Source organism: Flavobacterium hercynium, assembly GCF_002217285.1.
GTDB classification, from domain to species: Bacteria; Bacteroidota; Bacteroidia; order Flavobacteriales; family Flavobacteriaceae; genus Flavobacterium; species Flavobacterium hercynium.
The window spans coordinates 14706-38706 of sequence record NZ_MUGW01000015.1 but is presented as its reverse complement, the minus strand read 5'-3'; the positions used below and the strand labels follow the sequence as shown (position 1 = coordinate 38706).

Sequence of the window (24001 nt, the reverse complement as noted above, 5' to 3'; positions counted from 1 at the left end):
AATGAAAAAACTTTTAATTCTATTACTAATTGCTTCTGCGTATTCGTGCTCGACTACGCAAAATGGAGTGGCATCGAAAGACAATTCGGATCCAACCAAATACATTAAACTTATTACCGAAAAAGATCTTAAAACTAAGCTATACATTGTTGCTTCTGACGAAATGGAAGGACGCGAAACAGGTTCTGCTGGTCAAAAAAAAGCAGGTCTTTATATGATCGAAGAATACAAAAAACACAATATTTCTTTTCCTAAAGGAGCAAAAGATTTTTATCAGCCGGTTCCTGCTGCATTCTTAAATGCAAGAAGAAACGAAAACTTACCGGATTCTGAAAACATTTGGGCGTACATCGAAGGTTCTGAAAAACCAGACGAAGTTTTAGTAATTTCAGCGCACTACGATCACGTTGGAATCAAAAATGGTGAAATCTATAATGGTGCTGACGATGATGGTTCAGGAACTGTTGCTTTATTAGAAATCGCAAAAGCATTTGCAAAAGCTAAAAAAGACGGAAAAGGTCCAAAACGTTCTATCTTATTCCTTCACGTTACTGGAGAAGAACATGGTTTACACGGTTCTCGTTACTATTCTGAAAACCCATTATTTCCTTTAGCAAATACTGTCGCTGATATCAACATCGATATGATTGGCCGTCGTGACGTAGAGCACGCAAAAACAAACAACTATGTATATGTAATTGGTGCAGACAGATTGTCAAGTGATTTACACAACGCTGTTGTAGCTCAGAATGAAAAATACATAAAAATGGACTTAGATTTTAAATTTAATGATCCTAAAGATCCGAATCGTTTTTACGAGCGTTCTGACCACTATAACTTTGCTAAACACGGAATTCCTTCTGTTTTCTTATTTAATGGTGTTCACGAAGATTATCATGGAAAAGGTGATGAACCGGAAAAAATTGAATACGACGCTTTAACAAAAAGAACGCAACTTGCATTTGTTATCGCATGGGATTTAGCAAACAGAGAAAACAGACCTGTAGTTGATAAAAAGTAACTTTTTTTTAGATTCAAAGGTTCAAAGTTGCAAAGGTTCAGAGGTTTCTAATCTCTAAAGCGACGACTAAAAAGATAATAACAAAAAGGGATGAGTTTTAAAAAACTCATCCCTTTTTTTATATTTATAGAATCCTAAAAGAAAAACCTTAGAACCTTTGTAACTCAGTCTCTCAGCACCTTCCTTCTAGTCATTCATAGAAATCAAAAACTCTTCGTTGTTTCTTGTTTTCTTAAATCTTTCATTAACAAAATCCATAGATTCTACCGGATTCATGTCAGATAAATATTTACGCATAATCCACATTCTTTGTAATGTTTTTTCATCTAATAAAAGATCATCACGACGTGTACTTGATGAAGTAAGATCGATTGCAGGAAAAATACGTTTGTTCGCAATTTTACGGTCTAATTGTAACTCCATGTTACCAGTACCTTTAAATTCCTCAAAGATTACTTCGTCCATTTTAGAACCTGTTTCTGTCAATGCAGTAGCGATAATACTTAATGAACCTCCATTCTCTACATTTCTTGCAGCTCCAAAGAATCTTTTTGGTTTTTGCAATGCATTCGCATCAACACCACCACTTAATACTTTACCAGAAGCTGGCTGAACAGTATTGTAAGCTCTTGCCAAACGGGTAATAGAATCTAATAATATAACAACGTCATGACCACATTCTACTAAGCGTTTTGCTTTTTCAAGTACGATGTTGGCGATTTTTACGTGTTCTTGTGGTTCTCTGTCAAAAGTAGAAGCAATAACTTCTCCACGAACACTGCGTTGCATATCTGTAACCTCTTCCGGACGCTCGTCTATTAAAAGAACAATTAAATATACTTCCGGGTGATTTGCAGCAATTGCATTGGCAATGTCTTTTAACAACATTGTTTTACCAGTTTTTGGTTGTGCGACTATCATACCACGCTGTCCTTTTCCTATTGGAGAGAACAAATCGATAATACGTGTTGAAACAGAACTTCCTTTTTCTGCCAATTTAAATCTTTCTGAAGGAAAAACGGGTGTTAAGTGCTCGAATGAAACTCTATCGCGAACTACTTGAGGATCGTGACCATTGATTTTAAGAACACGAACTAAAGGAAAAAACTTTTCTCCTTCTTTTGGAGGACGAACCACTCCTTTTACAGTATCTCCGGTTTTAAGACCGAACAATCTAATTTGTGAAGTTGATAAATAAATATCATCTGGAGAGGCTAAATAATTGTAATCTGATGAACGTAAAAAACCGTAACCATCCGGCATCATTTCAAGAACACCTTCACTTTCTATAATTCCATCAAATTCAAAGTCTGAATCTCTAAAATTATTCTTTTTATTTTTATGATTAGGATTTTGGTTTCCATTATTCCCGTTTTGATTTGGATTCGGGTTCTGGTTCGGATTTTGGTTTTGATTTTTATTCTGATTAGGATTAATCTTTTTTACCGGACCAGCAACTTCTGCTTTTTCTTCTACTTCCTTTTTTTCTGCTATTGGAGCGTTATTTACAACATCCGCTTCTTCCTCTGCACCTGCTTCTTTCGAAGCTTCTTTTTCTTTTTGTAAGGCTACTTTCTTTTCGTAAGCTGATTTATTAAACTTTACGATTTTTGGTCCTTTTTTCTCAGGGCTTTTAATTTCCTGAACTTCGTTTACCGGAGCTTCTTCATTCGGAACAACTGCTTCTACACTATTTTCCTGAGTTTCTTCTTGCTTATCAAACTCTAAAACAGGAGCCGTCTTTTTTATTGCTGCCGGTTTCTTAGCAGGAACTATTCTTGCTCTTTTTGGTTTGTTATCATCTGCAGGTGCTTCTGTTACAGGCGCAGCAGCTGATGCATTACTAGCTTCCTGATGTGCTAAAATCTGAGTAATCAGAGTCTCTTTTTTCACACCGTTAAACTTTATAGTTTTAGCTAACTTAGCTATGTCTTGAAGCTCAGAAAGCTTCATTTCTTTTAATGCAGAAATATCAAACATGAATGTTCTATGAATTTAATTATTTTAAAGGAATACTGTAAAAAGAATAGATAGATACTATTTTTCAATTGACCGCAGTATGAAGTGCTTACGGTATTATGATGCAATAATACGAATAAAATTTTATCATACAATAGTATTTATAAAAAAGAAAATATATTTTTGTAGAACAATTATTAAATCATGATACAAAGAATTCAAACTGTTTATTTACTTCTGACTTTTATTATTACGGGAGTTTTAATGTTTTTTATTCCGCTTTGGACACTTAATACAGGAAAAGCATTTTATTTTATGCAAGATCAGGTGTACACTATATTATTAGGTCTAAGCACGATGTTAACTATCATCAGTATTATTTCATACAAAAAGAGACAAAATCAGTTTGTCATGGGCAGACTGAACATAATATTAAATTTAATTTTATTAGGATTGTTTGTATATCGATCACTAAATCTATCTGGAGAAGCAGCTACTGTTTCAGAGAAAGGTATTGGGATGTTTCTACCGATTGTTGCTATCGTATTATTAGTTTTAGCTAATAAGGCCATCAAGAAGGATGAAGATCTTGTAAAATCTGTTGACCGTTTGAGATAAACCTATAAACTTAAGTTTTTTGTGCGAAGAGAACCCGAATTTTATAATTCGGGTTTTTTTGTATCCGCTGTTTTGTTAAAGACTGTCCTATAATCAAAGCTTTATAAGATTTTTTTTCCTATTTTTGGCTTTCCATGATAAAATGAAAATGACACAAAAAACAAGAATACATCTGGCAGATGATCATCAGGTCCTTTTAGACGGACTTACCAATTTACTTCATACTGTCCCGGAATTCGAAGTAGCGGGAAACTCTGTCGATGGAAATGCTGTTTATGCTGATGTTGTAGCTAATAATGCTGATGTTTTACTTCTCGATATTAGCATGCCAAACAAGGATGGAATTGCAGTATTAAAGGAATTTAAAGAGAAAAAATTTCCTTGCAAAGTAATTATTCTTTCCAGTTATGACGATCTGAAAATAATCAAGGAAGTCATGAAATTAGGAGCACTTGGTTATTTAACTAAAAAATGTGCCGGAGAACATATTATTCAGGCTATTGAAGCTGCTAATAATAACGAAGAATATTTTGATGATCACGTGCGAAAAAAAATCTTTGCCAGCTTTACCCAAAACAATCCCAAATTAATTAAAAATCCCGAACCTAAATTGCTTTCTTTAAGCGCTCGGGAAATAGAAATAATAACCTTAATTTCTCTGGAATACAGTGGAAAAGAAATAAGCGAACAACTTTATATAAGTCTGAATACAGTAGAAACACATCGAAAAAATATCATGAAAAAATTACATCTGAAAAATGTAATTGGTATTGTAAAATATGCAATCAAAAATAAATTAATCAAGAATTAAAACTTTATTAATCAAATAGCTGTATATGCCTTTACTGAGATTTTTTTTATTTACTTTTCTCCTTATTACGCTTAACGGAATAACTTGCTATGCCCAACCTGGAGCTTTTGCTCCAAAAACAGGCAACGAACTATACAATAGCAAAACGGATTCCCTTTTTTCTTCTAAAAACGCGAAAGAGCAACAAATTGTAAAACAAGAAAAGCACGAACGCAAACTTGTAGTGAGTTTGTTTGTGATCTTAGTGATCTTACTGTGCATTTTAATTTTCTTCGTTTATGAAAACAATGAACTAAAAAGAAAGAACAGACAAAAGGATATTAAGCAAAAGTTACAACTCAACATTATCAACTCCGGTATCGACGGACAGGAAAGCGAAAGAAAAAAAATAGCCTCCTTTTTACACGACAATATCAATTCGTTACTATCTTCTGTTGGCTTGCATCTAAATGTATTTGTCGCACAAAACAATATAAAATCTGTTGAAATATTAAAAGCAAAAACCATTTTAGAAGAGGTACACGATCGTTTACGTGATATGTCTCACGAGTTGATCCCTACTCTATTGGTACGTTTTGGATTAGTTTATGCATTAGAAGACTTATGCGAAAAAAACTCCAATTCAAGCATTCACTTCGAATTTATAAGTAATGTTTCTACTGAAAAACGATACAATGAAAAATTCGAAATCAAAATCTATTTTATTGTTACAGAATTATTCAACAACATCATAAAACACAGCGGTGCTACCGAAGCATCGATTACTATTCACCAAACCAGCAGCCGTCTTATCATCACGATTAACGATAACGGAAAAGGTTTTCATACCGAAAAACTCAACAGAGGTGAAGGTTTTGGATTAAACAGAATTAGAGCACGAATAAAAAAACTAAAAGGAAGTTTTATTATTACCTCGAAAATGATCGAAAAAACGGGTACTTCTATAAAAATAAAAGTTCCGGCTGTGTAATCCTATTTTTTGCCAATCTCAATAATTTCCAGGTCTTTTATCTTATCGCCTTCGATTACAAATCGCAACATAGTTCGCATTTGATGAAATCCACTTTTTCCTGCAGCTCCCGGATTCATGTGCAGCAAATTATTTTTTTTATCATAAATAACTTTTAGTATATGCGAATGCCCGCAAATAAACAACTTTGGAGGATTCAAAGCCATTTCTTCTTTTATGTTGGGATTGTATTTTCCGGGATATCCGCCAATGTGTGTAATCCAAACCGAAACATCTTCGCATAAAAATCGGTTATGAAGCGGAAATTCTAATCGTGCTTTTGCATCATCAATATTTCCGTACACACAACGTAAAGGTTTAAGCTTTTTTATAGTATCCGTAACATTTAGATCTCCAATATCACCTGCGTGCCATACTTCATCGGCTTGTGCAACGTATTTTAGAATAGTATCATCGATGTGGCTGTGCGTATCAGAAAGAAGCAATATTTTTTTCATGTTAAGGCAAAAGAGATTCAAAAGTGGTAAAGATACAAAACCATTAGAACCTTAACAACCTAAAGCCTTAGCTCCTTATTAAAGAAAACTTTGTACCTTTGTATTTCAGAACCTCAGGACCTTTTAAAAAAACCTCTGTCCCTTAAAATGAGATATTTTATTCAATTCGCTTATAACGGAACACATTATCATGGCTGGCAAATTCAACCTAACGCATCCTCTGTTCAGGAAACCTTAAACAAAGGACTTTCGGTTTTATTAAATTCACCGATAAATGCAATGGGAGCCGGAAGAACAGACACTGGTGTTCATGCGCAGGAAATGTATGCTCATTTTGATTATGAAAAAGAGATCGATGTTCCCGTTTTAATGCATAAACTAAACTCCTATCTCCCAAAAGACATAGCCATTTTTAATATCATTCCGGTTCACGACGATGCGCATTGCCGATTTGATGCTACTAAACGAACGTATGAGTACCACATCAATACCATAAAAAATCCTTTTTCAGAAGAACTAAGCTGGTATTTTAATCAAAATCTGGATGTAGCTTTGATGAATGACGCTGCGAAAATTTTATTGAATCACACCGATTTTCAGTGTTTCTCTAAAGTAAATACAGACGTTAATACCTTTGACTGCACCATTTTTCAGGCGCATTGGAAAACAGAAAACAACAAACTGATTTTTACAATCTCAGCCAACCGCTTTTTAAGAAACATGGTTCGGGCTATTGTAGGAACATTAATAAATGTTGGTTTACATAAAATTACGCTTAACGATGTTGAGCAAATAATCGCCAGCAAAAACAGAGAAAAAGCAGGTTTTTCAGTCCCAGCACACGGATTGTATTTAACTGAAATAGATTACGACTATATTTAGGCTGTAGGCTTTAGGCTGTAAGCTTTAAGCCTTTATCTTATAATAAAAAACAGCCTTAAACGTAAAGCATATAAAAAAAGCCTAAAGCATACAGCTTAAAGCTTAAAGCATAAAAAAATAGCATAAAGCAAAAAAAGCCTAAAGCCTACTGCCTACAGCTTAAAGCAAAAAAAAAAATGAAAGCAAAAGCATTTGATACCGGATTATTCAAACGAATCTTAAAATACACCAAACCTTATAAATGGCGTTATTACGGCGTTATATTATTTGCTGTATCCTTGTCTGTTTTTGCAGCACTTCGTCCTTATTTACTAAAGCAAACCGTCGATGGTTATATTACAACGCACGACAAACATGGTTTACTGATGTATATTATTCTGATGGGAGTTGTCCTTTTACTGGAAGTATTTTCACAATTTTATTTTGTTTACTGGGCAAATTGGCTCGGACAAGACATTGTAAAAGACATACGTACCAAGCTTTTTAAACACATCCTGAGTTTTAGAATGAAATATTTCGATTTGGTTCCCGTAGGACAATTGGTAACCAGATCTGTTTCAGACATAGAGTCGATTGCCAGAATCTTTAGCCAGGGTTTATTTATGATTATAAGCGACCTGATGAAAATGCTTGTCGTGCTTATCTTTATGTTTTATATGAACTGGGAACTAACCTGGATTGTCGTTGTTGCCATGCCGATTTTGGTTTTTATTACCCGAATATTTCAACGCAAAATGCAAGTCGCTTTCGAGGAAGTTCGTACACAAATCGCTAATATGAATTCCTTTGTTCAGGAACGTGTTACCGGAATGAAGATCGTTCAGCTCTTTAACAGAGAGAAAATTGAAGCTGAAAATTTTAAAAACATCAACGACAAACATCGCGTTGCCTGGATAAAAACCATTTTATACAACTCCATCTTTTTTCCAATTGCGGATATTATATCTTCAATAACATTAGGATTAGTAGTCGTTTATGGCGGATTTAAAATCTTAGGCGGAAACCATTTTACAACGTTTGGAGATTTGTTTTCCTATACTATGTTTATCGGAATGCTTTTTAATCCGCTTCGTCAGATTGCGGATAAATTCAACGAGATGCAATTAGGAATGATTGCAGCCAATCGTGTTTTTGATATTATTGACACACAAGATCACATTCAGGATACCGGAACAATAGAAGCTCCCGTTTTTAGCGGAAGCATCGAATTCAAAGACATACACTTTAGTTACATTCCGGAAGAAGAAGTCATCAAAGGAATCGACTTATCAGTAGCCGCCGGGCAAACTATCGCCATTGTAGGATCTACGGGAGCAGGAAAATCGACCATCATCAATCTATTGAATCGCTTTTACGAAATCAACAGCGGTACTATTTATATAGACGGTCAAAATATCGAAAACTATACTTTGGCATCTTTACGAAAACAAATTGCTGTCGTATTGCAAGACGTGTTTTTATTTGCAGATACTATTTACAACAATATAACCTTGCACAATCCCGAAATTACGCGCGATCGTGTTATAAATGCTGCTAAAATTATCGGCGTACATGATTTCATCATGAGCTTGCCGGATGATTATGATTTTGACGTAAAAGAACGTGGTGTAATGCTTTCGTCAGGACAGCGTCAGCTAATAGCGTTTTTGCGTTCGTATGTTAGTAATCCGAGTATTCTAATTCTAGATGAAGCTACATCATCAATCGACACCTATTCAGAAGAACTCATTCAGCGTGCTACCGAAACCATTACAAAAGGAAGAACCTCTATCATTATAGCGCATCGACTAGCTACAATTGTAAATGCCGACAAAATTGTTGTCATGGACAAAGGTCTAATTGTAGAACAAGGAACACATCATGAATTGCTTACCAAAACAGATGGATATTACAAAAACTTATATGATTCGCAATTTTCAGTAGCGAACTAGTTTATCAGTTAATATGTAAATACAAAGGCTCAATTTTATATAAGATTGAGCCTTTTCTATTTTTACGTTTTTAATTTTTACATCAATTTTAGAAGAAAAATGACATTTTAAATACCAAATAAAATCTTAAAAAAGTTAAAATACCGTTATAAGAATCATAAAACTTGTGCTCAGCACCAGTAAATTAAGAAAAGTCGAATTTCTATTTTTTATATTTGAGAATATAATCAGAATATAAATCAAATGTAAAAGACCAATGCTAAAAAATAGATTTTATCCTAACGAAGAGTTTAAAGAATTAGAAATTAACGCATCATTACAACTTAAATATGCCATTTCAAACCGCGGTCGTTTAATTAGTTTTTCCGACAAAATCGAAAACGGAAGAATCCTCAAAGGAGGTCTCAGCGACGGATATCCAACCTTTAGATTTAAGGTTAAAAATGACGACAAAATTGTAAACAAATATCTTTTTTTATACAAGTTAGTAGCGCAATATTTTATACCAAAAGAATCCGAAGAGCAAACCTATGTATTGCATCTTGATTACAACCGCAGCAATGACGATGTCAACAATTTACGTTGGGCAACAAAAGCCGAAATGATGGCGCACAGCCGCAAAAGTCCGCATGTAATTCAAGCCAAAAAGAATCTAATTGAACACAACTTAAAATCTGACGGCAGAAAACTAACGACAACTAAAGTTATGCTAATCAAAAAAATCTTAGCACGACCGGAACAAAAAACACGTCTAAAAATGATCGCCAAACAATTTGGAGTAAGCGAAATGCAAATAAGACGAATTGCCAGCGGCGAGAACTGGGGACATATTAAAATTTAGATCGTAGATTTTAGAATGCAGATTTTAGATTTTCAACTTTCTAACTTTAGACTAAAAAACTTTAAAACTAAAAAAGACTTAACGAAATCCAGAACTTTTAAAAATAAAGGTTCTGGATTTCCTTTTTAACTTTAAGACTTTCAAACTTTCGACTTATATGACTTTACGACTTTACGACTTTCAACTTTTTTTTAAAGTGTTTTTTAAAATAAATCCTTAAATTCGCATCACAAAGAAAAACGAGAAAATGATCTTCGGACTTATGAACTTCATTTTCGGTAATAAATACTAAAAACAAAAAAAATGAAATACGACGTTATTGTTTTAGGAAGTGGTCCTGGCGGATATGTTACTGCTATTAGAGCATCTCAATTAGGCTTTAAAGTAGCTGTAGTTGAAAAAGAAAATTTAGGTGGTGTTTGCTTAAACTGGGGATGTATTCCAACAAAAGCATTATTAAAATCAGCTCAGGTTTTTGATTATTTAAAGCACGCTTCTGATTATGGATTGAAAGTTTCTGAGTTTGATAAAGATTTCCCAGCAGTAGTACAACGTAGCCGCGGTGTAGCTGAAGGAATGAGCAAAGGAGTTCAATTCTTAATGAAAAAAAACAAAATTGACGTTATCGAAGGTTTTGGTAAACTAAAACCAGGAAAAAAACTTGACGTTACAGACAAAGACAATAAAGTAACAGAATATAGCGCAGATCACATTATCATTGCTACAGGAGCACGTTCTCGCGAATTACCAAACTTACCACAAGACGGACAAAAAGTTATTGGATACCGTCAGGCAATGACATTACCAACACAGCCAAAATCTATGATCATTGTAGGTTCAGGTGCAATTGGAGTAGAATTTGCACATTTCTACAACTCAATGGGAACAGAAGTTACTATTGTAGAATTTATGCCAAACATCGTTCCTGTTGAAGACGAAGACATTTCTAAGCAAATGGAGCGTTCTATGAAAAAAGCGGGAGTTAAAATCATGACAAACTCTTCTGTAGAGAAAATTGATACTACCGGAACAGGCGTAAAAGCAACTGTAAAAACAGCAAAAGGAGAAGAAATTCTTGAAGCTGACATCGTACTTTCTGCAGTTGGAATCAAAACAAACATCGAAAACATAGGACTTGAAGAAGTTGGTATCGCTGTAGACAGAGACAAAATCTTAGTAAACGCTTACAACCAAACAAACATTCCAGGATACTACGCAATTGGAGACGTTACTCCAGGTCAGGCTTTAGCTCACGTAGCTTCTGCAGAAGGAATCAACTGTGTAGAAAAAATTGCAGGTTTACACGTAGACCCAATTGATTACGGAAACGTTCCTGGTTGTACTTATGCAACTCCAGAAATCGCTTCAGTAGGTTTAACTGAAAAACAAGCAAAAGAAAAAGGATACGAATTAAAAGTTGGAAAATTCCCATTCTCAGCCTCAGGAAAAGCAAAAGCTGCCGGTGCTGCTGATGGATTCGTAAAAGTAATCTTCGATGCTAAATACGGAGAATGGTTAGGATGCCACATGATTGGTGCTGGAGTTACAGATATGATTGCTGAAGCAGTTGTAGCTCGTAAACTAGAAACTACAGGTCATGAAATCCTTAAATCTATCCACCCTCACCCAACAATGAGCGAGGCAGTTATGGAAGCTGTGGCAGATGCTTACGGCGAAGTAATTCACTTGTAAAAATAGACCGTTTTACGGTTATATATAATTTTCAATTTAAAAAATCCGATTTGTGAAAGCAGATCGGATTTTTTTATTCATTCCAGTTGCTATGGCGTGTCCCTCCGGGTCAGGCTGTCCGCTGTATCTTTTATGGCGAACCCCGCCACAAAAGGATGCCGCTCCCATCCTTCACGCAAAACCAGTTAAAGTAATTTCTCCTGCAATATTTCCAAAACCTTGTAGGTGTTTTGACTTGTTTTTATTACGTTTTGTATGTAAAGAGCCATAGGCTCGGCTGATATTGTAGAGCCGGATTTTAATCCGGTTTTATCGTACAGAATAGAAAAAAAGATCCATAGGATCGGCCGATATTTTATGCATATTCTCAAACAAAGCTGGTCAAAATGGATCGTTCCTATGGAACTTTAGCTACGGTCGTTATATAATCAACGGATTAAAATCCGTTGCTACAAAATATATCGTTCCTACGGAACTTTGAATAAAATACCTGATAGCGAAATATTGAAAAATATTTCACATAAATTATCCCTTTGCTAGCACAAGAATCTTCCCTGTGGTCCAGTAAAAAATCCAAAAAAATCCAATCTTTCGCATACTTCGATTCTCAATCCTGCAAGGTTTCCAAAACCTTGTAGTTCTTCCTAGATATTCAAACCGACGTCTTATTTATACCTACAAGGTTTTGGAAACATTATAGGAAATCAAAACAAACATAAAAATCCGTAGAAATCCGCGTTTTCGCAAAGCGAATCTGTATCATCAGCGTATGAATAAATGCAAAGTGACAACCATAAACAAAACACTTAACAAGGAATCCATTGTTAATAAAAAAGACTTCGTTTAAACAATAACCAATTACAAAGTAGTCCAATCCATTTATGCAGAAGATGCTACCAAATAAAAATTTGTTAAAAACTTGACATGAAAAAATATTCTCATCATTTTAAAATTCTTATTTTTATTCTTTATAAATAATAAAATCGAATTATTAAGCCAATTGTAATGGAAGAAAAAAAAGTCAATTCGTTTTTAGACAAGCTAAAACAAAGAGCCCAAAATCAAACCAATTACGGTGGTGAGTTCGAAACAAACGAAGCACAACTCAATACAAGAGATTGTCCAAATTGTGGTGCCGGAAGAGCTAAAAAAGATGGCATAACCAATTGCGCCTATTGCGGATTTGAGTTTTTAACTGTCAAACTTACTGATGGTGTTTACATTAAAAAAGAAGATAATTCAATTTAAATATAAAAATAGTGTTCGGATTATTTAAAAAACAAAAAGAAGAAGAAACCAATCCTGAATGGTATACTGAACTTCAGGAATCGCAAGAACGATGGTTTACTTTTTTAGAAAAATTAGAAGCAAAAATGGAAGAGTTTGCCAATGCAGCTATTCCAGAATTAAAAGAAATTTTGCAAACAGATGATGATCTTTACAAAAGAACTTTTCACAAGGTGTATTCAGGCGTAAATGGTCAATTGTCTAATATCCGAGAAAAAGCCAGAGATACTTACGAAGAAAAAATACTAAACGTTTACTACGATTACAATTCCCAGATTTCTGTTTTAAGCAAACACCACAATGTCGTTTCTGATTTTAGAAACCGCTGTTCTGATCGCCATAACGATTTTGAAGACAAATATGATTATTGGAGAAATCAAATTGAGACAACAAAGCAACGTGATCTCGAAATCGAATATCAAAAAATACTGGACGAATACGAAACCATTAAAGATAAATTTCATTGTACACAATGTGGTGCCGGCATTCTAATCGAAAAAATCTTTTTGATCGAGACCTATATTACCTGTCAGTATTGTCAAACACAAAACACATTTGCACCAAGTACATTAAGTAGAAATCTGCAAAATATTGCTCGAGATTTAGCCGAACAAAGAACGGCACATTTGTATCAGGAATTCGAAACCGAAAGTGGCAAAGAACACGCTTTATACCTGCAACGTCATGAATTAAGTCTCAGTAAAATTCACCAATCAGACAAAAAAGTGCTCAGCGAAATCCAATCCAAAATGGATGATCTTGACGAACAAAGAAAATTTGCTGTTAAAAATGCTCCAAAATTACGTCAGATCTATTTGAGAGCTATGTATGACGAATGGAATAAGATCACACCCGATTTAAAAGAGCACAACGAAAAAATGTATCAAAATCAAATTACACAATAAAATTTTTATTAATCCCAAAAGACAGAACAATGTTTAAAAAACTCTTTGGATCTCAAAATGGAGACGACAAACAAGAAAATCAAAATTACGAACAAGCAGAAGCTTCAAATGATAATTACGACAATGAATATCAGGAAGTAGAATACGATCCTGAAACGTTGCACGGAACACATTACGACGTCGAAGATTTTGATGACGAAGTTGCTGAAAGAGCTGAAGCCTGGATCGCAGACGAACGCGAAAGCGGTGAAGATCTTGATGAGAAAGACATTCAAAACATTTACTTTAATTACAGAAGAGAAGTTTATACAGAATGGAACAACTGCGACTCCGATCAAATGATTCGATTTGAGCACGCTAATTCATTAAAATATACTGGAGTTCAAACTTCAGGATTTGTAAAAGTTGCTGATGGTAATCCGTTTCTTGAGCCGGTACATGGTATCGATTTAAGAGCTTATACTGCAATGACTATTAAAATCAGTGCCGGAGTAGATTACCTTGAAGTTTGTAAAGCAATGGGTATCGAACCTGCAGTGTGGGAAGAATTAAATACCATCTGGCCACAACGTATGGCACAAGATACTTCGTTTACAGTGACTACTTTGTTTGGACAATATTTCGCTGAAAATGTAACGCTTCCTCAATTAGAAAATGTAAACGCTGAAATTTCAGAAGAAGGAGCGGCAAATCTTGAAAAAATCAGAACAGACCGTTATTTCTACGAAGAACTTGCAGGAGCGAGACAAGCAGCTTACGAATACGGAATCGATGGTGCACAATGGATTCTGGAAAACTTCGGAATTAACCTTGCCGATTTTCAATCTGCAGCAATGCAATGGATGACAGAGCAAAATCAAAACTGGAGTTCAGACGACATTCACCACTTTCATGATTATCAACAAGGAAAACAAAAAGAATATGCTGCTAAATTTGCAGCAGAACAAGGTGGAAATATTGCAGACGATGTAAATTTCTAATCTCACTTTGTTTTGAGTATAAAAAGACCGATTTGCAAAAAACAAATCGGTTTTTTATTCGTTTAAAATTACTCAAAACGCTTTAAAAAAATTATACTTTTAAATTAATACCTAATGGAAAACACACCGATATTCTTTGCAGACGGAGAAAGTCAAAATATGATAAACGCCTTCGAGAGAGCACAAGAAACATTCAAATATTTCTGGAGAGAACTATCCTGGGAATACAGACGCATCATTCCTGCTCTTGATGTTGCCTGTGTAAAACTAGCCTTTACACAAGAAATAGACGATGAAACAATTGTAGAACACATGTGGATAAACGAGATCAACTTTGATGGCGAAAAAATCAAAGGAATTTTGGTCAACGATCCAAATGATTTAACCAATGTAAGTAACGGAGACTACGTTGAAATTCCGATAAACCAAATCAGCGATTGGTTATTTGCAACTCAGGATAAAACATACGGAGGCTTTACAATTCAGGCAATGCGATCTGAAATGAGCGAAACCGAAAGACAAGAGCACGATGATGCCTGGGGAATGGATTTTGGAGATTACAATGATATTCTGGTTGCTTACGAACAGAAAGAAAAACCTGAAAACCTTACGGAACATCCAATGAGCATTAATATGAAAGACAGTTTGGCTAATTTTATAAAAGAAAATCCAAATGAACTAAACGGTGAAGATGAATTTGGATATACTTTTTTGCATCGCGAAGCCATTGCAGGAAATAGTACCATTGTAAAGGTATTATTAGATTTAGGAGCAGACAAGAATGCAAAAACACATGATAATAAAACAGCTAGAGATTTTGCTGAAAGCTTAAAATGGGAACACCTGCTTCCACTTTTATAACAGTATTTAAATCCGATTTGTGAAAACAAGTCGGATTTTTTTTCTTTTTTCCTTAAACAAACTTAACAACAAATATGACTTTTGTTATAGCATTTAAAAATTGCAAAAGATTAACTTTTTAGTATCCCAAAACACTGCAATTTATAATAATAAAACGGTATTTTCGCCGTACCAAATCTTATCCTGAGTATACAATGAAAAAGATCTTCTTTATTATTACAATTACTTTGTTATCAATTAATTGCGTTCATTCTCAAACAAAAAAAGACGTTGCAGCTAAATCAGAAATAAACAAAGATTTTGCAAAAGCATACGATTATGTAAATGACTTTGAGAAAATACTTACTCCAACTCAAATCACTACTTTAAATACAACTTTAAAATCATTCGAAAAAAAGGCATTATACAAAATTATCATCGTAACCACTTCTTCAGCTGGTTCGTATGGGAATTTTTCTGAATATTCTCAGGCTTTAGACAAATACCTGACTACTGATTTAAAAACCGAACCTTCCGTTTTAATTGTTGTAAGCAAACAAATGAGACAGATTCAGGTTTTAGGTTCGTCATTTATCAAATACAAACTAGACGATAGTCAAACCACCGAAATTATTTCTAATTATACCGTTCCGGAATTTAAAAAAGGGAACTATTATAAAGGTATGGAAGATTCGGTAACACAAATAATGCAAAAACTAGAAGCAAAATAAAATTTAATTTTTCCGACGAAATCTCTATCTTGTATCATAGTTTTTAATCCTAAAAAAACTTGTATATGACATTAGAAGAATATAAGAAAGAATTTTCAGAAGACGATGCTGTTGGCTGGTTATCCATCGACAAAGAATTTGACCGTCTATATCCTAATCAGGAACCTAAACATTTTGCGCCTCCTATACATTACATGCTCGGCGGACCTGATCCGCTAGATGGCATTAGTATTTACGACAGTAAAAAACAAACAGATCATTTTCATTATGTTACGTATGGCTTTTCGGAACTGTATTATGACGAAGAAAAAGTAGATGGCGAATTTAGCAAATGGGGTTTTGAGCTTACCTTTAGATTAAAACCATTTTCAGAAGATAAAGAAACACCAACCTGGGTAATTCCTCTGTTACAAAACATTGCAAAATATGTTTTCAGCAGCGGAAATTGGTTTGAGGAACTCCATTACATGCCTGCCAACGGCCCAATACGACTTGACACCGAAACCGAAATTACAGCATTGCTATTTGTTGCTGATCCTGAAATCGAAAAAATACAAACGCCACACGGAGAAGTTACTTTCCTGCAAGTCGTAGGAATAACAACCGCGGAATTTGAAGCTTTAAAAGAAAATCCGGAAACAGCTGAAGATTTAGTAAATAAATTAAAAAAAGATAACCCTTTGCTTATTACTGATCTTACCAGAAAGTAAAGCATTTAAGCACAATAGAAAGCTCAATAATACCTACAAGGTTTTGAAAACCTTGCAGGAAATAGCTCCAAAATTATAACGTATTATTTTTATTTACGAAACAAAAGAACATAGAAACTAGTAGTAAATAATTAATTTCAAGGGGTATTTACACTGCTCGTCCTGCAAGGTTTTCAAAACCTTGTAGGTATAAAATTAATCTCAACGAATTAAAAATTAATTATTTATAAAAAAATCAAATATGGCTACAACATTGAGAATATTTGCGGTTTTACTGGTTTCCATTTTTCTATTAAATTGTGCCTCGTTTTCAAATAAAACGTTTAAAAACGATTATAACAAAATGAATTCCGAAACTGTACTTTCTATTAACGGAAAGTATAGTTTCTTTCCCATAAAAAAGTTTGACAGAAAAAAGGAGCATTCTAATTTAGAGAGCTTAAAAAAATACATCAACTCATACAATTACATGACCAATGAAATTGTAAAATTTACCGATCTGGATTCTACACTAAACGGTCTTCATTTCTACCATCTAGAATTAATTCTAACTAATAACAATACGCTGAATCTCGAATTATTTAAAAATAATAAGAGTGTTAAAAAACAGCAAATTAAAGGCGAACTCAAAAAGGACGGAATGTTTTATCTCGACAATAAATTTTTGGAGTGCAACGGAATACCTTATCTATTTGGTGGCTGTCAGAATAATAAAAGACGTATTGCAGTTTCTAAAGAAAACAACCTTATAATAAATGAAGCGGTATGCAATGAAGGTGCACTATTACTATTTATAGCTGCAGGTGTTAGTTACAATAGTGCTTACGAGTTTAAACGCTTAGAATAAAAGTCGTTTTTTACGTCTTATAAAACATGTAACTTCCTTTCAAAAACTGGTTGCTTTAACAGTGCAAAAATCTTCAATTCTTTAACCCTTTTTTGTAGTCCTAAAACCGTTAATTTTCATAACTTAGTTTCCTTTTTTAAACTATAAAACGGAACTTCAAAAAATTAACCGTAAACCAGCAAAAAACCAAGCACTTCATGAATTCTTTCCTCAAAATTTCTTTCTTATTCGCATTTGTTATTTTTTCAAGCTGCAATTCTACTGCTCAAAAAAAAGAGGATTATACTGCAAAAATCGACAGTTTAATTAAAGTAGCTAATCCAAAATTTAATGGAGCAATTCTTATTTCAAAGAATGGAAAGACTTTGTACAAAAAGATACATGGAGTTACTGATTTGACAACTAAAAAACCTTTGCAGCAAGACAGTCAATTTGAGATTATGTCAAATGGCAAGCTAATTACTGCTGTATTAGTTTTACTTGAAGTGGAACAAGGTAAAATAGATGTGAATGCACCAATAAAAAAATACCTGCCTCAGCTTACTCAACCTTGGGCAGATTCTGTTAAAGTTCATCAGTTACTGAATCATTCGCATGGAATCATTGCATTAGACAAACCATTGCTTTTTAAACCTGGAAGTGATTATAAATACGGAAATCTAAACTTTAGCTTATTAGGTAAAATTGTAGAAGGTACTTCTGGGAAAAGCTATTCAGATCTGGCAAACGCTCTTTTCAGGAAATTAAAAATGAAAAACACAAATGTGTATGTTAAAGGTCAATTTCCGAATTTAGTAACAGGTTATTCTATTGAAAACAATGTCTACAAACCTGTAACTAATTCTATGATTAATCCTGAGAACCTTGGTGCAGTTGGTATTTTATCTACAGTAGATGACTTGGCAATATGGAATAATAATCTCCACAAAGGAAAAATTATTAAACCGGAAACATATCAGTTGCTGCTTCGCTATACCATTTTGTCACAGCATAATTTCTTTGGTAAAGAAAAAGAAGGTTATGGTTATGGAATACGCATCATCGAAAAAGAAGCCGTGAAATATATAGGACACACCGGTTTAGGTGATGGATTTTCGTCTGTAAACATATATTTTCCAGAAAGCGATGTTAGCTTGATTGTGATGGAAAATATAATGCCTGATAATCCTGATCTGTTCTATGCTACTGAATTTAAAATCAAAAACATTTTATTAAAAAGTACTTTACTGCAAAAAATGTAATGGCAAAAAATAAAACAATCGAAACAGACAGCAGTGTTACTCATTTTGTAAATACTGTCGAAAATGAGGCCAAGAGAAAAGATTCTTTTGAACTTATCGAAATCATGAAAACACAAACTACTTTTGAACCTAAAATGTGGGGCACCGCTATTATTGGTTTTGGGAGTTATCATTATAAATATGCGAGCGGACGAGAAGGTGATGCTCCACTTGTTGCCTTCTCGCCAAGAAAAGAAGCAATTTCGCTTTACTTGTATCCAACATTTGAGAATAAAGAAAATTTACTTTCTCGTTTTGGAAAATACAAGGCTGGAAAAGGCTGTATTTATATCAAAAAAGTAGCTGATATTGACATTGAAATTCTCAAAGAAATGATTTCTATTTCGGTTCAGGAAATACAACAATTATACCCATCAAATTAATATCGTCATGATTATTACACTCCTTATCTTAGTTTTTGTTCTCGTTCTCCTTGTTTTTAACCATCCAAGATATGGTAAAAGACCTGATGGTGAAAGGCTGGCTCTTATAAAGCAATCTCCTAATTACAAAAACGGAAGATTCGAAAATGCTCACTTTACACCTGAACTTGCCGAAGGATATAGTTATTCGACTGTACTGACTGATTTTTTCTTTAAAAAAGTCAAAAGAAAAATTCCAACGGATAGTATTCCTACTCAAAAAACCAATTTACTGGAACTTTCTATCGAGCAGGACATTTTGGTATGGTTTGGACATTCCTCTTATTTTATTCAGCTAGAAGGAAAACGATTCCTTATTGATCCTGTTTTTAGCGGAAACGCCTCTCCTATTTATGGAACTACGAAAGCTTTTAAAGGAACTGACATTTACACTGCAGCTGATTTTCCGGAAATAGATTATTTAGTAATCACACACGATCATTACGATCATTTGGATTATAAAACCATTATGGATTTAAAGCCAAAAATCAAAAAAGTAATCTGCTCGCTTGGTGTAGGTTCTCATTTTGAATTCTGGAAATTCCAAAAAGAGATTATCATCGAAAAAGACTGGAACGAAAAGATAGAACTTGATGAAAATTTAACGCTTTACACGACTCCATCAAGACATTTTTCAGGCAGAAGCATCAAACGCTGCAATACGCTTTGGACTTCTTATGTTCTTGCTTCCAAAGATTTTAAAATGTATTTGGGAGGTGACAGCGGATACGATACACATTTCGCGGAAATAGGTGCTAAATTTGGCCCTTTTGATATTGCGCTTATTGATAACGGGCAATACAATCCGGCATGGAGATACATTCACAATTTACCCGAAGATGTAATAAAAGCGATGAAAGATTTAAATACAAAACGAGCTTTTCCGGTACACTCTTCAAAATTTCCATTGGCATTGCATCCTTGGGATGAACCCCTGATCAGAGTAACAGAATTAAATGCAAATTCAGAAAATCCGATTCCGCTAATTACACCAATGATTGGACAATTGGTAGAACTTAAAAACGAAAAACAAGTATTTCAGCAATGGTGGAAAGGGGTTAATTAATACCTACCTATCATTTTTACAAAAAAAAAATATACAATGAACACATCTAATTTTAATTTACAGCCAGAAGTTTTAGAAGACGACATTACCAAATTGATTCCCTTAAAAGAAGGTCATTTCGACGCACTTTATGAAGTAGCGTCAGATCCTTTAATTTGGGAACAGCATCCTATGAAAGACAGATATAAAATTGAAGTATTCAGGTCTTTCTTTGATGCAGCAATTAATTCGCAAAGTTCTTTTCTAATTTTAGATAAAAACACTAATGAAATTGTGGGTAACACGCGCTACTATGACTACAACGCAGAGAAATCAAGTATTGCAATTGGTTTTACTTTTATAGCCCGTAAATTCTGGGGCGGCTTACACAACAAATCAAATAAGAAGCTATTAATGGATTATGCATTCAAATATGTAAACACAATTGTATTTCATATTGGCGCTGAAAATATCCGTTCACAAAAAGCAGTTGCTAAATTAGGAGCCGTTAAAACAAAAGAAATGATGGTTTCAAGTAATGGTGTAGATCTACCACATTTTGAATATGAATTAAGTAAAGCTGATTATTAAATAATCAAATATTTTTTTTGCAGAATGTATCTCTATATTTGCCAAAATTCGCAGAAAATAAATATAATCCAAAATAATGAATACAAAACTACTTGCATACCTTTTTCTTTTTTTTAGTCTTCAATCTTATTCTCAAATTACATTTCAAAAAGGATATTTTATTGACAATAACAATACAAAAACAGATTGTTTAATTAAAAATTTAGATTGGTTAAACAATCCTACAGATCTTGAATACAAATTAGATGAACAGGATCAACCTATTAAAATTAATGTTTCGCAATTGAAATCATTTGGAATAGAAAATGAATCAAAGTATGAAAGACATGCTGTAGATATTGATCGCTCCAGTAGAATTTTAAGTGAAATGGGATATGATAAAAACCCAATATTCAAAAGTGAAGATTTACTGCTAAAAGTTTTAATAGAAGGAAAAGCAACTTTGTTAGAATACAATAATGACAATTTAACACGTTATTTTTTCAAAACAGACTCAATACCTGTTACGCAACTTATTCATAAATCCTATAAAGTAACAGAAGCTCAAATTGCTGAAAACAGCCAATACAAGCAACAATTATGGATGGGCTTAAAATGTGATAATATTGCAATTAAGGAAGTTGAAAACCTTACTTATAAGAAAAACAGATTAATCAAATTCTTCATAAAATACAACCAATGTAATAATTCGGAATTTGTTGACTTTAAAGTTAAAGAGAAAAAAGATCGTGATTTTTTTAATCTAAATATCAGACCCGGAATAACAAGTTCTAGTTTGTCTGTATCAAATGAAGCAAATACATTAAATTATGCAGATTTTAAAAACAAAATAGGATTCAGAGTAGGTCTTGAGGCTGAATTTGTTTTCCCTTTTAATAAAAACAAATGGTCGTTTATTTTTGAGCCTACTTATTCTTCTTATAAAGCTGAAAGCACAACCGTAAATCCTAGTGGCCGCAGAAGAGATTTTACTGCAGATTACAACTATATCGAGTTTGCCGCCGGATTTAGACATTATATGTTTTTAAATAATGATTCTAAGCTTTTTATAAATGCTCAATATGTTATGGAACATGTCTCCTCTAATTCTAAAGTTGTTGCTAATTACTATGATAATATTACAGAATTAGAAATTACACCAAATAATAGTTTTGCATTGGGTTTAGGTTATAATTACAAGAAAAAATATAGCATCGAAGCAAGAACTAATCTTAAAAATGTTTTAGGCAACTATTTGGAATGGACATCTAAATACCAATCTTTTGCATTGGTTTTTGGATATTCAATATTTTAAAACTGATATCTAAAAAAAGAGCTTTGCAACTTATTGTAAAGCTCTTTTTTTATGTAATTTTTAAAATGATTTATTATAAATGTGTTCTTTTTAACCTGTATCTCTATATTTGCAAGAATATACCTCAAACAAAATTTAAAAATGACTAAAAAACTACTTGCTTACCTTTTTCTTTTTTTAAGTACACTCTCTTATTCGCAAATTTCATTTGAAAAAGGATATTTTATTGATCAAAACGATAAAAAAACCGACTGCTTAATCAAAAATTTAGACTGGTTAAATAGTCCGACAGAATTTGAATACAAACTAGACGAACAAGATCAAGCAATAAAAATTAATACAGATCAGATTAAAGTTCTTGAAGTTAGTGATAAATCTAAATATGAAAGATATGATGTAGACATAGATCGTTCAAGTAGCTTAATCAGTGAAATGGGATATGAGAAAAATCCAATATTCAAAAAAGAAAATTTACTGCTTAAAGTTCTTATTGAAGGAAAAGCAACTTTATTAGAGTATAATAATAAACATTTAACACGCTACTTTTTTAAAACTGATTCATTACAAATTACACAACTTGTTTACAAATCATACAAAATTACTGAAGCTCAAATTGCTGAAAATAAACAGTATAAACAACAGTTATGGACAAACCTACAATGTGATAATATTGCTAGTAATCAAATCGAAAGTTTAAACTATAAAAGAAACAAATTAATAAAATTATTCATAAGATATAATGAATGCAATAATTCTGAAGTTATTAATTATAATTTCAAAGAAAGCAAAGAAAGAGATTTTTTTAATCTAAACGTTAGACCAGGGATAATAAGTTCTAGTTTATCTGTCGACGCAGGAAAGGGATCTTTTTTTAACACCGATTTTGGCAATAAAATTGGATTTAGAATAGGTCTTGAAGCTGAATTTATTATGTCTTTTAATAGAAACAAATGGGCTATTATTTTTGAACCGACATATCACAGTTATAATTCCGAAAAAACGAAGAAAAATTATAGAGGACATGATATGAAGTCAATTATGGAATACAATGCGATTGAATTTCCAATTGGATTGAGACATTATATGTTTTTAAATGATAATTCAAAACTTTTCATAAATACACAATTCATTATTGAATATAGTTTTAACTCTAAAGCTACATTCGAGCGCTATATAAATGTACCAAGTACCGAAATGGAAATAAGACCAAAGCCTAGTATAGTATTTGGTTTAGGATATAAATACAAGAACAAATACAGTGTAGAAACCAGGGCTAACTTAAATAAAAGCATAACAGATCGTAATCTTAGCTGGACATCCAAATACCAATATTTTGCATTAGTTTTTGGATATTCAATATTTTAAAACTGATACCTAAAAAATCTAAAAGAGCTTTGCAACTTATTGTAAAGCTCTTTTTTTATGTAATATTTCTTAAATTAGTATAGTATTTCAAGTTCACGTAAAATAAAAAAATGGAAACAAAAAAACCTAAAACCATCAACGAATACATTGGAGGATTTCCAAATGATGTACAGGAACTTTTGGAAAGAATACGGGCAACAATTCAAGAAGCAGCTCCAGATGCTAAAGAAAAAATTAGTTATTCGATGCCGGCTTTCGAACAAAACGGAATTGTAGTTTACTTTGCTGCCTATAAAAATCATATTGGTTTATATGCGCTGCCAACAGGTCATGAAGCTTTTAAAGAAGAACTTTCTTCTTATAAATCAGGAAAAGGTTCGGTTCAATTTCCTTTAAATTTACCAATGCCTTATGAACTTATTTCTAAAATAGTAAAATTCAGAGTACAGGAAAATCTCGAAAAAATTAAAAAGAAGTAATAG

The 24001-nt window shown here is 33.2% G+C and carries 24 protein-coding genes; 22 read left to right on the top strand and 2 right to left on the bottom strand.

Annotated elements, in window-relative coordinates; translation table 11 throughout:
- Position 1: 1 nt before the first annotated feature.
- Positions 2-1021, top strand: a complete 1020-nt coding sequence (locus tag B0A66_RS07055) for a M28 family peptidase (RefSeq protein ID WP_089049193.1) — start codon at positions 2-4, stop codon at positions 1019-1021.
- A 186-nt stretch (positions 1022-1207) separates the two neighbouring features.
- On the opposite strand, the gene rho is transcribed toward B0A66_RS07055, so the two are convergent.
- Positions 1208-3001 carry a transcription termination factor Rho gene (gene rho, locus B0A66_RS07050; RefSeq protein ID WP_089049152.1) on the bottom strand — a complete coding sequence of 598 codons (1794 nt, stop codon included), beginning with the start codon at positions 2999-3001 and terminating at the stop codon, positions 1208-1210.
- Positions 3002-3184: 183 nt separating this feature from the next.
- Here rho and B0A66_RS07045 point away from each other — a divergent pair, with 183 nt between their 5' ends.
- The 3 genes from B0A66_RS07045 (at position 3185) to B0A66_RS07035 (ending at position 5379) form a co-directional block, all read left to right on the top strand.
- Positions 3185-3598, top strand: coding sequence for a DUF4293 domain-containing protein (locus tag B0A66_RS07045; RefSeq protein WP_089049151.1), 414 nt, complete (start codon positions 3185-3187; stop codon positions 3596-3598).
- A gap of 148 nt (positions 3599-3746) precedes the next feature.
- Complete coding sequence (locus tag B0A66_RS07040) at positions 3747-4409, top strand: response regulator (RefSeq protein WP_089049192.1); 663 nt, start codon at positions 3747-3749, stop codon at positions 4407-4409.
- A 25-nt stretch (positions 4410-4434) separates the two neighbouring features.
- The gene (locus B0A66_RS07035; RefSeq protein WP_089049150.1) at positions 4435-5379 is read left to right on the top strand and encodes a sensor histidine kinase; all 945 of its coding nucleotides are present in this window, start codon (positions 4435-4437) and stop codon (positions 5377-5379) included.
- Between the two features lie 2 nt (positions 5380-5381).
- Here B0A66_RS07035 and B0A66_RS07030 read toward each other — a convergent pair whose 3' ends face one another.
- A complete protein-coding gene (locus B0A66_RS07030) occupies positions 5382-5876 on the bottom strand; it encodes a metallophosphoesterase family protein (protein WP_089049149.1) in 495 nt (164 codons plus the stop codon).
- Between the two features lie 147 nt (positions 5877-6023).
- Between B0A66_RS07030 and truA the strand changes: the two genes are divergently transcribed.
- The 18 genes from truA (at position 6024) to B0A66_RS06940 (ending at position 23998) form a co-directional block, all read left to right on the top strand.
- Positions 6024-6758: a tRNA pseudouridine(38-40) synthase TruA gene (truA, locus tag B0A66_RS07025; RefSeq protein WP_089049148.1), complete on the top strand. Its 735-nt coding sequence runs from the start codon at positions 6024-6026 to the stop codon at positions 6756-6758.
- A gap of 176 nt (positions 6759-6934) precedes the next feature.
- Positions 6935-8689: an ABC transporter ATP-binding protein gene (locus tag B0A66_RS07020; RefSeq protein WP_089049147.1), complete on the top strand. Its 1755-nt coding sequence runs from the start codon at positions 6935-6937 to the stop codon at positions 8687-8689.
- A 256-nt stretch (positions 8690-8945) separates the two neighbouring features.
- Complete coding sequence (locus B0A66_RS07015; protein WP_089049146.1) at positions 8946-9530, top strand: NUMOD4 domain-containing protein; 585 nt, start codon at positions 8946-8948, stop codon at positions 9528-9530.
- A gap of 303 nt (positions 9531-9833) precedes the next feature.
- Positions 9834-11222, top strand: a complete 1389-nt coding sequence (gene lpdA / locus B0A66_RS07010) for a dihydrolipoyl dehydrogenase (RefSeq protein ID WP_089049145.1) — start codon at positions 9834-9836, stop codon at positions 11220-11222.
- 1005 nt (positions 11223-12227) lie between these two features.
- Positions 12228-12470 carry a hypothetical protein gene (locus B0A66_RS07005; RefSeq protein WP_089049144.1) on the top strand — a complete coding sequence of 81 codons (243 nt, stop codon included), beginning with the start codon at positions 12228-12230 and terminating at the stop codon, positions 12468-12470.
- A gap of 11 nt (positions 12471-12481) precedes the next feature.
- A complete protein-coding gene (locus B0A66_RS07000; protein WP_089049143.1) occupies positions 12482-13414 on the top strand; it encodes a hypothetical protein in 933 nt (310 codons plus the stop codon).
- 29 nt (positions 13415-13443) lie between these two features.
- The gene (locus B0A66_RS06995; RefSeq protein WP_089049142.1) at positions 13444-14394 is read left to right on the top strand and encodes a DUF6620 family protein; all 951 of its coding nucleotides are present in this window, start codon (positions 13444-13446) and stop codon (positions 14392-14394) included.
- A gap of 114 nt (positions 14395-14508) precedes the next feature.
- Positions 14509-15255, top strand: coding sequence for a DUF2314 domain-containing protein (locus B0A66_RS06990; RefSeq protein WP_089049141.1), 747 nt, complete (start codon positions 14509-14511; stop codon positions 15253-15255).
- Between the two features lie 194 nt (positions 15256-15449).
- Positions 15450-15965 carry a TPM domain-containing protein gene (locus B0A66_RS06985; protein WP_089049140.1) on the top strand — a complete coding sequence of 172 codons (516 nt, stop codon included), beginning with the start codon at positions 15450-15452 and terminating at the stop codon, positions 15963-15965.
- Between the two features lie 65 nt (positions 15966-16030).
- Positions 16031-16675 carry a suppressor of fused domain protein gene (locus tag B0A66_RS06980; protein ID WP_089049139.1) on the top strand — a complete coding sequence of 215 codons (645 nt, stop codon included), beginning with the start codon at positions 16031-16033 and terminating at the stop codon, positions 16673-16675.
- Positions 16676-17018: 343 nt separating this feature from the next.
- The gene (locus tag B0A66_RS06975) at positions 17019-17522 is read left to right on the top strand and encodes a hypothetical protein (protein WP_123868225.1); all 504 of its coding nucleotides are present in this window, start codon (positions 17019-17021) and stop codon (positions 17520-17522) included.
- 197 nt (positions 17523-17719) lie between these two features.
- Positions 17720-18763 carry a serine hydrolase domain-containing protein gene (locus B0A66_RS06970; protein ID WP_089049137.1) on the top strand — a complete coding sequence of 348 codons (1044 nt, stop codon included), beginning with the start codon at positions 17720-17722 and terminating at the stop codon, positions 18761-18763.
- Positions 18763-19185 carry a DUF1801 domain-containing protein gene (locus B0A66_RS06965; RefSeq protein WP_089049136.1) on the top strand — a complete coding sequence of 141 codons (423 nt, stop codon included), beginning with the start codon at positions 18763-18765 and terminating at the stop codon, positions 19183-19185. The genes B0A66_RS06970 and B0A66_RS06965 overlap by 1 nt, the downstream gene beginning before the upstream one ends.
- A gap of 7 nt (positions 19186-19192) precedes the next feature.
- On the top strand, positions 19193-20290 hold the full coding sequence (locus B0A66_RS06960) for an MBL fold metallo-hydrolase (protein ID WP_089049135.1): 1098 nt from the start codon (positions 19193-19195) through the stop codon (positions 20288-20290).
- A gap of 36 nt (positions 20291-20326) precedes the next feature.
- A complete protein-coding gene (locus B0A66_RS06955; RefSeq protein ID WP_089049134.1) occupies positions 20327-20860 on the top strand; it encodes a GNAT family N-acetyltransferase in 534 nt (177 codons plus the stop codon).
- A 76-nt stretch (positions 20861-20936) separates the two neighbouring features.
- Positions 20937-22154 carry a porin family protein gene (locus B0A66_RS06950; protein ID WP_089049133.1) on the top strand — a complete coding sequence of 406 codons (1218 nt, stop codon included), beginning with the start codon at positions 20937-20939 and terminating at the stop codon, positions 22152-22154.
- 141 nt (positions 22155-22295) lie between these two features.
- A complete protein-coding gene (locus tag B0A66_RS06945) occupies positions 22296-23519 on the top strand; it encodes a porin family protein (protein WP_089049132.1) in 1224 nt (407 codons plus the stop codon).
- Positions 23520-23629: 110 nt separating this feature from the next.
- Positions 23630-23998, top strand: coding sequence for an iron chaperone (locus B0A66_RS06940; RefSeq protein WP_089049131.1), 369 nt, complete (start codon positions 23630-23632; stop codon positions 23996-23998).
- The last annotated feature ends 3 nt before the right edge of the window (positions 23999-24001 follow it).